We start from the raw sequence: 15,576 nt of genomic DNA on the forward strand, positions 1-15,576 counted from the left end.
GTCCTCAATCAGCGGTTCCTCGTATTCAAACTTCAGCGCATCGGCATACAACGTACCCGAGCCGCCGCTCTGATTGGCCGTCAAATGCACTCCGACTTCCGCCAACACCGTGCCTTCTGGAATGATGCCCTGCTTCTCCAGATACACATAACCTTCTGTCGTTTGATTCAGTTCAGCTGTAAACGATCCTACCTCTGTCCAGTCCTCATCGTAGAACCACACGAGTAGCTGTCCGGAAGAATTGTTCAGTTCTTCCGCATGCAGCTGTCCGCTCAGCTTAAAGGTTTGACCTGCCTCTACATTAATCCGTTGACGAATATAGCCGCTCTGCCAGATCGGCAAGTTTGCCGCTTCGATCTTCATCGCCTTGCTTCCGCTCGCTACCGGTGAATATGTCGAGCCAATCGTACCTGTGCCGGCGTTAAAGCTCTGCCAGTTGGTCGCGCTTGTGTCCAGTGTATGCTCAAAGTCCGCATTCACCAGCAGGTTCGGATCCGTTGTCTCGCGCAGGTCGATGTTGTCGGCATATAGCAAACCACTGCCGTTACCCACTGCATTCGCGGAAAGTCTGACGCTGACCTGTGCACGAACCGTCCCCTCCGGTGCGACACTACGTTTCTCCAAATGCGCGAAGCCCGTTATAGCCGTTTCCTGGCGGACATAATCCTGACCAAGACTGCTGTTGCTTGCATTGTAGTATTGGATATGCAGCTCCGCGAATGCGTTCTGCAACTGCGGCGTATACACATCGCCGGATAACAGGTAGGCTTTTCCGCCTTCAACTGCCACCGATTGCAAGACTTGCGCTCTCGCCCACGACGCCAATCCGGTCGCTTCGATCTTTAACGCTCGGGCTCCCTTTACAACAGGTGTTGAAACAAGAGCAATTTCGCCAGTATCGAAAGCATCGGCACGATGATCCCAATAATATTGAGAGTCACCATAAGCCTTCTCAAAACCACCGTTCTTAATAAGATTATCGATTTCTTCCGCATCGTTCAGCACGAACCAGCCTGATTCTGTCCAACTCGACCAGCTTTCCGAATCCTTCACGCGCAAACGTAATTGAAACTTCTCATTCTGAGGCAAAGCCGAAACCCATTCGAAACTTCCTGTTGCAGTGGAAGTAGGCTGATTAAGCGTACCCGAATCCCAAGCCAGAGCCCCACCAGCATCCCGTACTTGAATTTGAACATATTCAAAAGCGCCACTTGCAGGTGAGGCCGTTTGTGTCCATGCAATATTTACAACTGCAGTATCGATCGAACTGGGGTTGCTTTCGCTTCCCGTAGGGAACGTTAATGCTGCTTCTGGACGCCCCTCGATTGTCGAGGTCAATTGATTGCCATTAGCGTCATATGTAAACTTTTTTATATAAATGCCATTCTTCTTGATCCCCATCAATCTATTATTAAGATCATACTCATACTGATAGGAGCCACTGGCAAAAACACCTACTCCAAGTGCTAGTTGAATCATAACAAGAACCACGAGCACACTTACCGACCTGAATAACATGCCATATCCCCCTGTTTTTCCCTTTTCTTCGACATCCATAATCCTACTTTATTTTCTACCATTTGTCACCAAAACATTTTCTAGTCGATTACTTTTCATACCGAGTACATCTGATAAGCTTTATTAGGGGCAGCCATGGAGTAGTTTAAGTACTTATCTTCTTTCTAATATCAATAGTTACTCGAATAATTTTCAACATAAAGCACCTTCAAAGTTGTCCACCATATCCTACGACATGGAGGCTTGAAGGTGCTTTGTTTGTTTCATATGTGAGATCAATTTTGCTTAGCGCGGCGAAGCTTATCCAACGCTTCCCGGAAGTCGTCCGGGAGCGGAGCGGTCACCTGCTGCTTCTCCCCGGTCCAGGGGTGGCGCCAGATGAGCCTCTCTCCGTGCAGCGCCTGACGGGAGATGATCCCTCGTTTGCCGCCGTATAGACCGTCCCCGGCCAGCGGATGGTTGATCGACGACAGATGGACGCGAATCTGATGCGTACGCCCCGTCTCCAGATGCAGCCGAACGAGCGTATGATCCGCGAACCGCTCGACGACCTCGTAATGCGTTACCGCCGGATCGCCCGTCTCGCTTACGCGGCGGCGCGTGGAGTGGTGCCGGTCCTGGCCGATCGGCTTGTCGATCCTGCCCTTGTTCCCTTCCACGCCGCCTTCGGCCAACGCCACATAGACGCGCCCGATCGTTTTCTCGCGCATTCCTTTATCATATTGATACTGGGCGAATTCGTTTTTCGCGTACAATACCGGTCCGGTCGTATCCTTGTCGATGCGGTGCACGTGGCGTATCCGCAAATCCTGCCCCGTCATCTCGTAATACGCGGCGACCGCATGCGCGAGCGTCTTGCGCTGCCCTTTCTCGCTCGGATGCACCTCGATGCCCGCCGGCTTGTTGACAACAAGCGTAAACTCGTCCTCGTACAGGATATTGAGCTCCATCCAGTCGGACGGATAATCGCGGCTCTCCCGCGGAAACAGATGCAGCCGCAGGTTCGCTCCCTGCAGCAAGCAGCCGCGATTTTGCATCAGCTTGGAAAGCAGCTTGGGCGGCAGCGGCAAATGTTTCGCGACGGCCGCCAGCGGCGCGCCTGTCAAACTATCCGGCAGCCGAATGTCCATCCACTCGCCTTTGATGCGGCCCATCCCGAGCATAGGCTGCGTTTGCCCCCCGCCCCGAGCGGCGGTTCCCGATGCGGTCACTGCCCCTGCTCGCCTGCCGCCGGAGCTGCGTTCGGCCGGACGCGCGCCGCCTCCGTTGCCAACCGGCGTCTCCGCCCGCAGGCTGCGTCTGCCTCCAGCGCGCCCCTGGCTTGGAGCCTTCGCCGCATGCTCTTCTCGCCCTTGACCTGCTCCCCTCGCCGCTGGCTCCCCGCGTCCATAGCTTCCAGCCTTCGCTGCGCGTTCGCTTCTGCGTCCGGCCGTTCCCACCCGCGCTGCTCCTCCGCTCCGTCCGGCTCCCGAAGCCCCGCGTTCCCGACGTCCGTTCTTCTCCTGGCCGCCGGTCGGCTTATGCCCACCACGCGTCCGATTTCTCCCCGCTCCGTTCATCGCTGTCGTTCCTCCGATTTCCATTCCTCGCCCGCTATCTTTGCAAGGCTTTGCCGACCAATATACGGGAACGCTCGAGCAAAGTCAACTCTCTTCCGGAACGTTCTAACGCCGCACATTCGCTTCGTCTGCAAACTGCCCGCTCGAGTCCCGATCGCGTCCTCGTTCGGGCAAGAACTGCACTGGGACGGCATCATTGTATAAAACGGTCCCGGTCTCTAGATTTGACAATTATCTACGAATTCTTCTTGAATTAGCTCTTTGAATTCAGAAGCTTTACTGACCTGTTCCGCTCCATTTTACTCTCATCTATCCGTGTAAATTTCCATTACTATAATTAGAATTATACATATCAAAAAATTGTATCTCAAGCACATTTATATATCGTTAAATATCATTTATTTTTGTTTAAAAACATGTTAGAGTATTTATACAATAACTTGTTCGTGGTCGCGCTTATTGAAGTTGAAAGTCGAATTATGCGGTTCTAGAAGCCCCAAGGAGGAAACGCACTATGAGCGACAACTTGAAAGAGGTACTTCAATCGGTATTAGCGGAAGCTTTGACACCTATCCATGTACGCCTTGATCGAATGGATGATCGCTTTGATCGGATAGAAGGCCGCCTCGATCAGATGGATGATCGCTTTGATCGGATAGAAGGCCGCCTCGATCAGATGGATGGTCGCTTTGATCGGATGGAAGATCGCCTCGATCAGATGGATGGTCGCCTTGACCAGATGGAGACCGGATTCAGCTCACGTCTTGATCGGGTGGAAGGCCGACTTGACCGAATGGAGACCGATATTACCGAAATGAAAAAAGACACCGCCCTAATCCCGTTGGTACAACAGGCAGTGTTGGAAGCGAATAATAGCATCAATCAACTGAACGATGATGTCCAGATCCTTAAAGATAATCAACAAACCGTCATTAATATCCAGCAGGAGCAGCAAAAAATACTGGAACGTTTATCGGTTAGATCAATCTCGCACGAAGCCGATATTGCGGAGCTGCGCCGTATCAAATAATGTAGAGCGGGAAAGAAGGCAATGTCCAATCGCAAATTAGAAACAGGGTTCAACCGCGCGAAACATTGCAGTAACGCCTATGCCTTACGTATCGTAGAAATATTCAAGCAAGCAGGGTCTAATCTACATATCTATATTCTTTCCCCGTATCTCCTTGCCTCGCCGCAACACGTATGACATGGCGCCCACCGTCCGTAAGAAACGTCAATTATCAAACGATCTCGAAGAACGAAATCGCTCGAAGCAGCCCAAATCATCTAGGCTCGTCGGATAGGATCACGAATCGATTTTCATCATCATCTCTTCCAGCAGCCGGATTCGCGCCAGAGAAGCCCGCAGCAGCCCGATTCCGATCTCCGGATACAGACGGACAAGCCTCGTCACGTCCTCGCGCTGCAGCGCCAGCACGCGAACGTCGCCGAAGAACGCCTGCGCGGTCACCGATGAAGGCGATTCATCGAGCGCCGACGTCGCGCCGCACACCTCGCCGGCTCCGAGTACGCCCAAGGTGCCCTCCCAGCCTGCGGCGGATACGCTCGTCAGCTCGACGTTGCCTTCGATGACGACATACATCGCCGGGTTCTTCTCTCCCCTGTGCAGCAAATAGCTGCCGTCCTCGAACGTCATCTCTGTCGCCGCGCCTGCGATCAAGCCCAGCTCTTCAAGCGACAGGTCGGCGAAAAACGGTACTTTCTTCAGGAAAACGACTTTGTTTAACCGACCAAGCACCCCGGCTCCTGAACTTGATCCTACGCCTGTACCTGAACCTGTACCTGAACCTGTACCCGAACCGGCACTGGCACCTGAACTTGATCCCACGCCTGTACCCGCATTCGTACCTGAACCTGATCCCGCACCCGAGCCGGCACCAACGCTCTGCTCTTCCTTCATCGCTTGTCCCTCCTCCCCTCGCCGCCATTCTTCGGCCATCTCCCGCCACCAGTCGTCGGACGATTCCGCCGACAGGGCGACCGCCTCCGCCGCCGCTTCCGCGGTCGGATTGGCCGCGCGCTCCGAATCCGTCTGCCAGCTCGCCGCCAGCCTCTGCGACAGCCTGCGCACGCCGCCGATTCCTTCGGCGAGCACCTCCAGACCGCCGCTGCGAACCTCCTCGTCCTCATCCGCCAGCGCCTTTTTCACGGAGGCGACGACCTGTTCGTCTGTCAACCGCTCGAGAATCGCCCAGACGCCGTCGTGGATCGTCCGCTCCAGATCGCGCTGCCGGAGCTCCGCCAGCTCCGCTAAATCCGCGCGGCCCAGCGCCTCGTAGGCCGCGGGCAGCAGCGCCGACTGCGCATGCTCCGTCAGCTTGTCCGCGCCCTGCTCGGCCAGCCAGCCGCGCACCTCCTCGCCCGGAAGCAGCTTCGCCAGCGCCGTGACGCAGGCGCTCCAGCTTTTCGGCGAAGCAGCCGGCAGCGCCTTCTTCAGCGAGTCAATGACGCCGTCGCCCATATCGATCAGCGCCCGCACCGTAACGCGGTACAGCTCCTGATCGGCTACCGGCAGCTTCGCCAGCAATCCGGGAACGACCTCCGTCCGCTTCAGCACGCCGAGACAAGCCGTCGCGGCCACTCTCACCGCGGGATGCGGGTCTTCCAGCAGCTCCTTCACCTCTGCGGCAAAACGATCCAGCCGCAATTCCGCCACGACCCGGCAGACGTGGATCGACGATTCTCCGCCTTCCTTGAGAATCCGCTCGATGACCTCGTAGCAGGCTTCGTAGCTTTGCGCGCTCTCCAGCATATACATCGCTTTGACCGCTTCGGCCACCACCATCGGCGACGTGTCGAGCAGCTTCATCCGCAGGAAGAAGAAAGCCTGCGAGGACATATGCTTCATCCGCGCCAGGTTGCGCACAACCTCCTGACGGACGTCCGGCTCCGGGTCCTCCAGCAGCGTGGCTACCTTGGCCATCTCCTCCAGGCCGGCCCCGGACAGATCGAGCGCCTTCAACGCGGCGATTTTCACCCGCGGACTTTCGTCGTCGATTTTGGCGAGAATTTCCTGCAAATAGCGCGGATCTTTGCTGCGTCCGAGCAAATTCAGCGCGATCTCCCGGGCTTCCTCGCTGTCATGCCCAAGCATCGCCTGCACCGCGCCCATCGTGCGCGAATTGCGGAAAAACTCCTGATAGCTCTCCGCCAGCTCCTGGTCTTCCGAGAAGCCGGCCGTCTGCAGGCTGCGGACGAGTTCCTTCATATAAAGCTGGCGAACGATCCACGACAAGACGAGCATGATCGCCGCGCCGCCCAGACCGAACGCCGCCAACGCGGCGAAGCTCCAGCCGAAGCCCGTGTGCAGAAACTGCAATCCCGCCCCGAGCAGAATGCCCGCGAAGGTAGCGACGCCCTGCGCCACATAACGAAAGCCGTCCCGCTGCTGCAGCGGCAGCATTTTATAAAACAATTGATAGGAAGGCTCAGCCGAATAATAGATCAACAAATACGTCAGCATATAGCCGCCGGACACCGCCAGCATCGCCGCGGGCGAGCCGATCATCCCCCATGCGGCCGCGAAAGCGAGCACGTAGACGGCCGAGATGCCAGCCAGCATGCCGCTCGCTCCGAACCACGTCATCAGACGCCCCGAGACAAGCTGCAGCAGGAACGCCAGCGCAAACAGAACGGTCGTGACGACGCCGAACATTTTGCCGAAGTCGGCCTCGTTCGGATAAGCGGTATGCGCCGTATTCAGAAACACGAACTCCATCAGAAAATAAAGCGCCGGCATGATCGTCATCATCCCCAGCACACCCAGCAGGAACGGAGATTTAAGCGTCCGTCTGAAATAATCCATCGACGTCAGCGTCTCTTGACCGCTTTCGTCTCCTCCCGCCGATCTGAGCGCCAGCGGCACGAGGTAATCCGCGATCGCTTTGCGATAATTGTACAAAGCGGCCAGCAGAAACAGCGGCCCCAGCACGTAGACGATATCGGGACCGAGCAGCGGGCTGACCGCCTGCGTGATCAGACCGGCGGCCACGCCGCCCAGCGTCGCCGCCGCCACGAAGAACGGCATCAGCCGCTTCGCCTGCTGCGTCGGACACAGATCGACGGCCAGACTCCACAGCAGAATCGTCTGCTGACGGACGACAAAGTTCGACGTCAAAAAAAGAAACGGATAATAAAACTTGAAGTCGATTCCGGCCGCCCGCAAACCGATCAGCACAATCGCGTTAAAAGCTACGATGCCGATCATCAGGGAATACATCGTCCGCATCAATCCCGGCTTCGTCATTCTGCCGGCGAGCCAGGTCATAAACCAGGCTTCCAACGGCAGAACCACCGCCTCCGCAGCATACACGTAAGGCAGATAGGCGCTGCCGAAGCGCTGGTTGAACAGCGTCATGAAGCCGTTGTAATTCAGCATCTCGGCGATGCCGCACAGCAGGAAGACCGGCACCATCAGCGCGAGCTTGTGCCGGTCCTCCGTCATAATTCCCAAGCGGCGAATCCATTGTTGTGCAATCATACCTACTCAACTCTCTTATGAAATCCGTAACCAGTAAATGAGCCGGTCTTCCCCGTCGAAATAATAGTCCGGGCACTGGCCGATCAGTTTGAACCCGTTTTTCTCGAACATTTTGCGGGCCGTCTTGTATTCGGGAAGGCTGCAGGTGTACGTCATCAAATATCGGGCGGACGCCTGGCGCAAATAAACGAGCATTCGTTCCAGCAGCGCTCCGGCGATGCCCCAGCCGCGATGATCGCGATGCACAACCACGTAGTCCCAGCTGTAACCTCCGGTTTTCTGATCGTTCTCGGCCGCGCAGCTCACGCCGATAATCTCGTCCCGCTCGTTGGTCGCGTACCAGACGACGGCTTGTCCGTCGAGCGCCCGGTACGGCAAAGCTCTGAGCTGCTCCTCTTCGCCGGGCGTATATCTCGTATCGTCGAACGAATGCTCGGAGAACAGGAACTCCACGATGCTCCGCGCCCTTGCCGCCGAATCCAGCAGATGAATCTCGTAAGTCCGGGTAATCATTCCCGCTTCCTCCCTTTCGCGCTATACCGCCAGCGTCCCGTTCCAGCCGGAAGACGTGCCCTTCTGGTAGTATTCGTCGCAGAGATAGAAGTACAGCTTGGCGGCCTTGTCCATCCGGTTCTGCTTGATCACCTCGACGAACGTTTCGCGCGCGTCATAGAACCGGCCTTCCTGACACAGCATAAGCCCTCTCTCGAACAACGCCTTCGTGCGCTCCTTCGCCTGCCGGACCGGCTCCGAGTCCCCGTCGAACACGTCAATCAGCTCGATCGACTGCTCCTGCCCCTCGGGCGTAACCCGTCCGAGCGAGCGGTACCGGAACCGCTCCGGCTCCCGCAGCCGCTCGAAGAAATCCCGCGTTACCAGCACCGACGCGCCCAGTTCCTCGGACATTTTCTCCAGCGTGGCGGTCAAATGCACATCGTCCGAGATGACGTTGCCCTCCCAGCGTCTCTCTTCGCCGATAATGCCCATCATAAGCGGACCGCGATGAATGGCGACGCCGATGTCGACCGGGGCGTAGCCGGACAGCCGGCGGTTGACGTTATAATCGTCCAGCTCCTGGCGAATCGCGATCGCCGCCCTCAGCGCCTCCTCCGCGTAGCCCGGGAACAGCGCCATGAAGCCGGCTCCGAGGTATTTGCTGATCAGCCCGTCCTCCCGGCGCACGAGCGGACCGAAGCGGCGCAGGAAAGAGTTCATGAAGTTGAAGTTTTCCTTCGGCGTCAGCGACTGCGACAGCTTGCGGAAATCTCGCAAATTGACGACCATCACCGACATGTCCTGCTGAACCTGATCGCCCAACCGAATATCCAGAATGCCCTTTTTGCCGAGCGACTTGAAAATCTGCTGCGGAACGAACCGGTACGACGCCTCGGAGAAGCTCGTAATGTCCGATACGTACTGCCGGATATATCTGGCCATGCGGTTGAACTGCTCGCCGAGATCGCCCACCTCGTCGCGGCTCTTGACGCTCACCTCGACGTCCCAGTTGCCGTCCGCCATCGCCATGACGCTCTTGCGCAGCTTGCGCACCGTCGACAGCATGAAATACGTTCCCGCCAAAATGACGGCCAGCAGCACGCCGGTGATAATCGCGATATTTTGCAAAATGCTTTGATAGATTTTCTGATTGGCCTGATAGAGAACGCTCAGATCGCGCCCCGTCTCATAGATGCCGACAACCTCGTGCTTGCCGTTGTAGATCGGACCGATCGCATACATCCATTTGCCGTCCGCGTCCTCCCATTGGCCGGTCTGAATGATGCCTTCCCGGCGAACCGCCTCGTTCTCCTCGTTCATCTCGAACGGTTTGAACATGTTCACGCCGTCGTCGTCGTCCATAATGATATACAGCTGATCCCCATCGTACTTGTATAATGTGGTATATAAACCCTGGCGCTCGATATCCTGCTCGTTCGCGAACAGGAAGTCCATTTTCTCCCGGATGAATTCGTAATCCTCGTTGCGGTAATCCGCCGGCGAATGCATCTTTTCCAGACGATTCCCGTCGATCAGCTGCTGCCCGTTGCGGGCCAACAGCATGAGCTCGCGCTGCATCTCTTCCTCCATTCGCGAAGAGAAGCTGTTATAGATGGAATTCGCCAGCAGGAACATCCCGACGAAAATGATCGGAACGATCACAATCCCCTGCTTGAGAAAAAGGGATACCCGACGATTCATCAGATGTACGTAGACCAGCCGCAGCGCGACGATCAGCAGCAAGACCCCGGCTGCTGCCGCTCCCCATTTCAGCCAGCCCGAAGCGAGCACCCCGCCGGAAAATCCCGCCTGATCGAGCGCCTGAGTCAGCCGGTTCGTCTCGTCGTAGAGCAGAATGCGGTCGTTCAGCACGACGGCGTACCCTCCGTCCGTCCTTGGAACGACGTCCATGATCTCGGCGCTTTCCGCGTCCGGAACGGACCGTACGATCGAAGATCCGTCGAGCAGCACCTTCAGATCGGCGCCTCCCGCCGGCATGAGCGTTACCGCGTTCACAAGACGGTCGACGAACAGAAGACTTCCATCGGGCGCGATCGACAGCCTCTCGGGGAAGTTTTTGCGAGTGCGGTCCATGCTCTCGAGCGGGTACAGGATCTCGCTCGCTCCGTCCTTCGCTACGCGAAAGATGCTGCCGCGTTTGGTCGTATAATAGATTTCGCCCGGCTCCGTTCCGACAATCTCGGACAGATACCTCTCCGCGGGCAGGGCGAACGAGAACGCTTCCTGCGGCTGGCCGCCGCCAAGCGGCAGCCGCATCAGAGCGATCTTCTCCGCAGAAGACAGGAAGAAATAGAGGCTGTCGCCTTTCACCTGGAGGCCCTGGATTTGGCCGATCCGCTTGCTTGTTCCGTTGCCCTTCCATTCATAGAGCGTTTCCGGCGAATTGCCCTTCTCCCCGTAGCGGACGATTCGTTCGCTCTGAACGATCAGTCCGTAGGAATCGAGCACCGTATCCAGTACAATCGTCCGGCCTTGCCCGTCGACGGCCGCCTCCGTAAAGTCCTGCCGGGAATCGCTGCGAATGCCGTCGTGCCCGGCCGACGCCTCGAGCTTGCCCGTCGGAGACAGGCGCATGATCTCCTGCTTCGACTGACCGATTGCGATGAGCGAGCCGCCGGTCGCCTCCGCGGCTCTCGACAAGTTCGTAAGCGGCTGCTCCCGAGACCAAGGTCCCTTCTGAAAGCCGCCCTCCTGCATGATCCAATAGACGGACAATCCCGTCAACGCCAACGCGGCGACAAGCGCCAATAACGCCAATTTTTTCATATCGTTATACCGTCTCTCCTTGAATCGGCATACGCGCAATGCCTGTTCCCGTCACTTAACCTGTTATTTCCATCGTACTATAAACGACGACATTTTACATCCTTTTTCCTATTTAAAATGACATTTTTCAAGGAATATTGTAGTATGGAAATTGATAGAAATGATTCGTGTTAAAACGCCAATGGAGGATGGGTCAATGGGACAGCTCGTATGCGGAGGCGCTTCTCTGCAATGCTCGTTCGGCATGGCGCCCGGCATGCTTAACGTGCTTCCGGTCAACCGGACGACGACGGCGATGCCGATCGCCAATATTATGGATAACAAACCGATGCTCAATATTGCGCCTTTCGGAATGTGCAACTCGATGGCCAACCCCGCCGTCGCATCCGCAACGGCCGCGGCTTTGGGAGTTTTGACCCCCATGCCCTGCATGCCGGCCATCGCCGCGCCCTGGGCTCCCGGCTCCCCGACGGTGCTCGTCGCCAACATGCCCGCCTTGAACAATTCCTCCAAATGCATGTGCAACTTCGGCGGTGTTATACAGATCGTAAATCCGGGACAATTAACGATTCAGGTGCCATAACATGATCGAAATGATATTGAAGCCGTTCATCAAGCCGGTCAAACGCATGATCATCATGCCGCTCAAACGCGCCAAAAAATGGCCCAAGCTGCTCGTGCGCTGGCTGGTCAAATGGATGCGAAGCATTATGGGCGGCAAGCTTCGCTCGCTGGAGAACTACTGGAAGGTCGGAACCTTCTACATCGCCAAAAAGCTGTTCGTCATCCTCGTTCTGCTGACGCTGGTCGTCGTCTACTTCGGCTTTATCAAGCCGCCCAAGTTCGTGGACAAGTGGTTTGCGAGAACGCCGAAGATCGAAGCGTCGGCCGCGATGGCGCGAGGCTTTACCGGCGTGGCCAAAATCGTCGACGAGAACGGCCAGCTGGTGTATCAGGGTCCGCTCGATAACGGCCAATTCTCCGGCGCGGGCAAGCTGTACGCCGCGGACGGCACGCTGCTCTATATCGGAGACTTCAGTCAGGGGCTGAAGTCGGGCAAGGGCGAGCTTTACGATGCGAACGGAACTCTCCTCTACCGGGGGCAATTCGCGGCCGATCTGTACGAGGGCAAGGGCACGCTGTTCAAGCCGGACGGTTCCTTCCTGTACGAAGGCGGTTTCGCGGCGGGCAAGTACGAGGGCAAAGGCACGCTGTACGCCGCCCCGGACCAGCCGCTGTACGCGGGAGCGTTCGCCGGCGGCGAGTATCAGGGCGCGGGCAAGCTCTACGACGAGAGCGGGGCGCTCGTGTACGAGGGCGCTTTTAACGCCGGCAAGTACGAAGGCGCCGGCAAGCTGTATCGTCCGGACGGATCCCTGCATTACGAAGGCCAGTTTCTTGCGGGCGTCCTGTCCGGAACCGGCAAGGAATATTTTGCTTCCGGCGTGTCCAAGTACGAGGGCGCGTTCCTGCTCGGCAAGTATCATGGCGCCGGCAAGCTGTTGAACGAGCAAGGCATCGTCCTGTACGAGGGCGGCTTCGTCGGCGGCCTGCGCGACGGTGACGGCAAAGCGTTCAGCCCGGACGGGATCGGGCTCTACGCCGGCAAGTTCAAGGGCGACAAGTACGAGGGCGTCGGCACACTGCTCGACGCGGACGGCGCGGCCGTCTATACCGGCTATTTCCGCAGCGGGGAAATTTACGTACAAGGCTTCCTCGGTGTCTCGCAGCCGAAGCTTCAGGAACTGTTGGGAGCGCCCGACACCCCTCCCGCTGACGATGCCGAGACCCTTCCCGAAGAGCTGGAGCCGATCGACGACGCGGAGCTGCCGATTGACCCTGCGGCGGAGGAAGAGAGCGGCAGCGGCGATGGCAGCGGGAGCTCGGACACAACGCCCGCGGAGAACGCAGGTGGCGCGGGCACGGAGAATGCGGGCGGATCGCAAAGCGCAAACGACGGCGCCGGACAAGAGCCCGGCGGCGAGGCGGCAGCGGACAACGCAAGCGGCCCGGAAGCAGACAGCGGCGGCGATGCGAACGGCAACGCTGCCGATCCGAGTGCCGGCGGCGCCGATAGCGGCTCGAATGCGCAGGGTACAACCGACTCCGGTGCCAGCCCGAATGCGGATAGTTCCAACGGCGGCAGCGGATCGGATGCGAAGGATTCGAATGATGGCACCGACAGCGGCTCAATTGTGAAGAATACGAATAGTGGCGTTGGTAACAGGTTGAGTGCAAAAGGCGTGAACAGTGGCGTCAGTGGCGGGTCGAATGTGACGAGCGTGAACATTGGCACCGGAAGCAGCTCTAATGCAAAGAGTGCCATCGGAAGCAACTCAGAGGCTGCTGGAGCGAGCCTAAGCAAAGCAAGCTATCGTTCGTCGCCGGTTATCGCGCTGGCCGCGGCTAAGACAAAAATGATGAAGGTGCTGCCTCCGTCTCCGGACCCGGCAGAGGAGGCATTTTTACCGGACCTGCCTCCGGAGCCTCTCGATTTCACTTACGCGTCCCATCAATTCTCGTTTAAGCTGAAGGCCGACGAGGATAATCCGGAAGCTTACGCCGTCACCGAAATCAACACTTGGAACAAAACGGTGCTGGAGGCGCTTGCCAAAGCGATCCAGGCCGAACAGCTAAAAGGACTCAAACAAACGCTCGACGGCGGCAAATACGAAATGACCTATGCCTGGAACGACGCGCTCTACATTTTCACCTACAACAAAGACGTCCCGGTCCGGTTAAGCGTTCATCCGCTTAAGCCGTAGTCGCCGGGCGGCCTCCGAGCGAGCAATGCAGTACAGCCGCCTGGCCGACCTCTTACTAGCTGAAAGACCGCCCAAGGATCAGAGAATGATCTCTATCCTGGGCGGTTTTTTTATCGTGCTAATTAGTTTCTATTTCGTTCAAGCCCCCGTTGTACGATTTTTTCGAGCATCCCGTCCCAATTTCGCCCCAGCCGTGCGCCAATGTACGATTTTTTCGAACATCGTCTCTCAATTCTGTCCAATTTGAGCCCTGTTGTACGATTCTTTCGAGTATCTCCCACCAATTTCGCTTCTTTCGCCCCCCGTTGTACGATTCTTTCGAGTATCCCGTCCCAATTCCGCCCCAGACGCGCGCCGATGTACGATTTTTTCGCTTAACGCCTCTCGTTTCGGTTTGGGCCCTTTCGCGCGTCCGATGTGTGATTTTTTTGGGCATTTCTCCTTGCGCATTAAGCCCTAAGCGAACGGGGGAGGCGAAGCGGACAGTCGTAGAAAAGCGATCCCACCTGTCGGCATCCGCCACTTTTCCCATTCGACTCGCTTAGGAATCTCTGACGTTATTCGGCGGATCGGCTCGACTGCTCCCGCTTTCGTGGAAAGCAGTCAATAACTAACAAAATAACACCGTTGCCAATTTTTTTCTTTAGAGATAACGTTGATTTTAGGGGGTTGTCCCCCCTATTATGGAGCCCGGGAGGTAGTATCGATGGATGCAGAAGAAGTAGTAGCGGTAGATGGGCTGGAAGCGGAAGTGGAAACGGTTGCGGAAGTCTCGGAGGAGGTCGCTCAAGGGGCGATTGACGATGAAGCCGTAGCCGAAGCGGGCGCGGAGCAAAATGAAACGGCTGCGGAAGCGGTTGAAGAGGTTTCCGCAGAGCAGGAAGAAGCGGCCGTCGCCGAGGATGAGGCGGTTGCGGAAGCGGACGAAGAAGCCGAAGAAGAAGCCGTGGCGGTAGTTTCGGCGGCAGCGGATGCAGAGGAAGCGGCCGTTGCCGAATCGGAAGCCGAAGAAGCTGTAGCGGAGGAAGCGGCGGAAGACCAGGCGGTTGCGGAAGCCGAGGCGGACGAGCCTGCGCTGGCCGAGGTCGCCGCTCACGAGAGCGAAGCTTCCGATTCGCAAGAGGAAGCCGAGTAACCGTTCATTCCCGATCGGGCAACGACTGGGGGCTTATCGGCGCGGGAGCCGCCCGCTGGCGGCAAGCCCCTTGTTCTATGCGCGGAGAATCAGGCTCGGCCGCGCAGCGACGCGCGCAGAGCCCATTTGCGCTCATGCCGCTTCATGTACTTGGGCAGCGTACGGTACAGCTGCCGGCACTCCTTGTACGCTTCGGCGGCTTCCGCCGACTTGCCGAGGCTCTCATAGATCGTCCCCAGCCGGTAATAGGCCTCGCACGAAGAAGAGTTGACGTCCTTGAACTGCTGCAAATAATCGATCGCCCGGTTCGGTTCCGTCTTGGCCAGCGCCTCGGCGAGCTTGAGATAGGGCTGACCGTATTTCACCTTCGGGCTGATCAACAGCGCCCGCTTCATCGCTTGCTCGCCTTCCTCCGGCCGTCCGAGCGCCAGCTCGCACGCTCCGAGATCGCTCCAGTACTCGGCCGAATGCTCCATCTGCTCCTCGATGCCCCGCAAAATGTCGCGAGCCTGCGCGTGTTTCCCGCTCTCGATCAGCAGCCTGGCCAGCTCGGATTTGGCCGAGACGTCATGCGGGCTCATCTCCAGCTGCTTTCTCCATTTGGAGATCGAGCCGCGCCTGCGCAGCGGCTTGACCAGGCTGGGAGACAGACCGATAAACCGCCTCTCCAGCACATAGATGACGACCAACAGCACAATAATCGCAAGGAACGGATTGCCCAACAGCCAGGTCAAACCGAAAAACAGCAAAATTTTGCTCATGCTCAAGCCTCCTGTCCCTCTCGCCTTTACGGCCCGATCGCGATGGCGGCTGACT

11 protein-coding genes are annotated in these 15,576 nt (G+C 57.5%); 4 read left to right on the top strand and 7 right to left on the bottom strand.

Features of this window, described 5'->3' with window-relative positions:
* The 3 genes from ACFFT4_RS09825 to ACFFT4_RS09835 form a co-directional block, all read right to left on the bottom strand.
* Positions 1-1,518 (bottom strand): glycoside hydrolase family 78 protein (locus tag ACFFT4_RS09825; protein ID WP_378047194.1); only part of this gene is annotated, 1,518 nt, incomplete at its 3' end.
* 275 nt (positions 1,519-1,793) lie between these two features.
* Entirely contained in the window at positions 1,794-2,729 is a 936-nt protein-coding gene (locus tag ACFFT4_RS09830; RefSeq protein ID WP_378047196.1) for an RluA family pseudouridine synthase, read from the bottom strand.
* Entirely contained in the window at positions 2,726-3,049 is a 324-nt protein-coding gene (locus ACFFT4_RS09835; RefSeq protein ID WP_378047197.1) for a hypothetical protein, read from the bottom strand. Before ACFFT4_RS09835 ends, ACFFT4_RS09830 begins: the two co-directional genes overlap by 4 nt.
* A 542-nt stretch (positions 3,050-3,591) precedes the next feature.
* Here ACFFT4_RS09835 and ACFFT4_RS09840 point away from each other — a divergent pair.
* The gene (locus ACFFT4_RS09840) at positions 3,592-4,107 is read left to right on the top strand and encodes a hypothetical protein (protein ID WP_378047199.1); all 516 of its coding nucleotides are present in this window, start codon (positions 3,592-3,594) and stop codon (positions 4,105-4,107) included.
* A 276-nt stretch (positions 4,108-4,383) separates the two neighbouring features.
* Here ACFFT4_RS09840 and ACFFT4_RS09845 read toward each other — a convergent pair whose 3' ends face one another.
* From ACFFT4_RS09845 to ACFFT4_RS09855, 3 genes are read right to left on the bottom strand one after another with little or no spacing between them, the layout of a single operon-like run.
* A complete protein-coding gene (locus ACFFT4_RS09845; protein ID WP_378047200.1) occupies positions 4,384-7,578 on the bottom strand; it encodes a cyclic nucleotide-binding domain-containing protein in 3,195 nt (1,064 codons plus the stop codon).
* A 15-nt stretch (positions 7,579-7,593) separates the two neighbouring features.
* Positions 7,594-8,091: a GNAT family N-acetyltransferase gene (locus ACFFT4_RS09850; protein ID WP_378047201.1), complete on the bottom strand. Its 498-nt coding sequence runs from the start codon at positions 8,089-8,091 to the stop codon at positions 7,594-7,596.
* Positions 8,092-8,112: 21 nt separating this feature from the next.
* Positions 8,113-10,860: a HAMP domain-containing protein gene (locus tag ACFFT4_RS09855; RefSeq protein ID WP_378047203.1), complete on the bottom strand. Its 2,748-nt coding sequence runs from the start codon at positions 10,858-10,860 to the stop codon at positions 8,113-8,115.
* Between the two features lie 196 nt (positions 10,861-11,056).
* On the opposite strand from ACFFT4_RS09855, the gene ACFFT4_RS09860 reads away from it, so the two are divergent.
* The 3 genes from ACFFT4_RS09860 (at position 11,057) to ACFFT4_RS09870 (ending at position 14,760) form a co-directional block, all read left to right on the top strand.
* Positions 11,057-11,443 (top strand): DUF4280 domain-containing protein, encoded by a 387-nt coding sequence (locus ACFFT4_RS09860; RefSeq protein WP_378047204.1) that lies wholly within the window; start codon positions 11,057-11,059, stop codon positions 11,441-11,443.
* 1 nt (position 11,444) lies between these two features.
* Positions 11,445-13,625: an MORN repeat-containing protein gene (locus ACFFT4_RS09865; protein WP_378047206.1), complete on the top strand. Its 2,181-nt coding sequence runs from the start codon at positions 11,445-11,447 to the stop codon at positions 13,623-13,625.
* Positions 13,626-14,331: 706 nt separating this feature from the next.
* Complete coding sequence (locus tag ACFFT4_RS09870) at positions 14,332-14,760, top strand: hypothetical protein (RefSeq protein WP_378047208.1); 429 nt, start codon at positions 14,332-14,334, stop codon at positions 14,758-14,760.
* Between the two features lie 89 nt (positions 14,761-14,849).
* Here ACFFT4_RS09870 and ACFFT4_RS09875 read toward each other — a convergent pair whose 3' ends face one another.
* Positions 14,850-15,521 (bottom strand): tetratricopeptide repeat protein, encoded by a 672-nt coding sequence (locus tag ACFFT4_RS09875; protein WP_378047210.1) that lies wholly within the window; start codon positions 15,519-15,521, stop codon positions 14,850-14,852.
* Positions 15,522-15,576: the final 55 nt, after the last annotated feature.

Origin of the sequence: Cohnella cellulosilytica, from assembly GCF_042431195.1 — a bacterium.
Taxonomy (GTDB): Bacteria; Bacillota; Bacilli; order Paenibacillales; family Paenibacillaceae; genus Cohnella; species Cohnella cellulosilytica.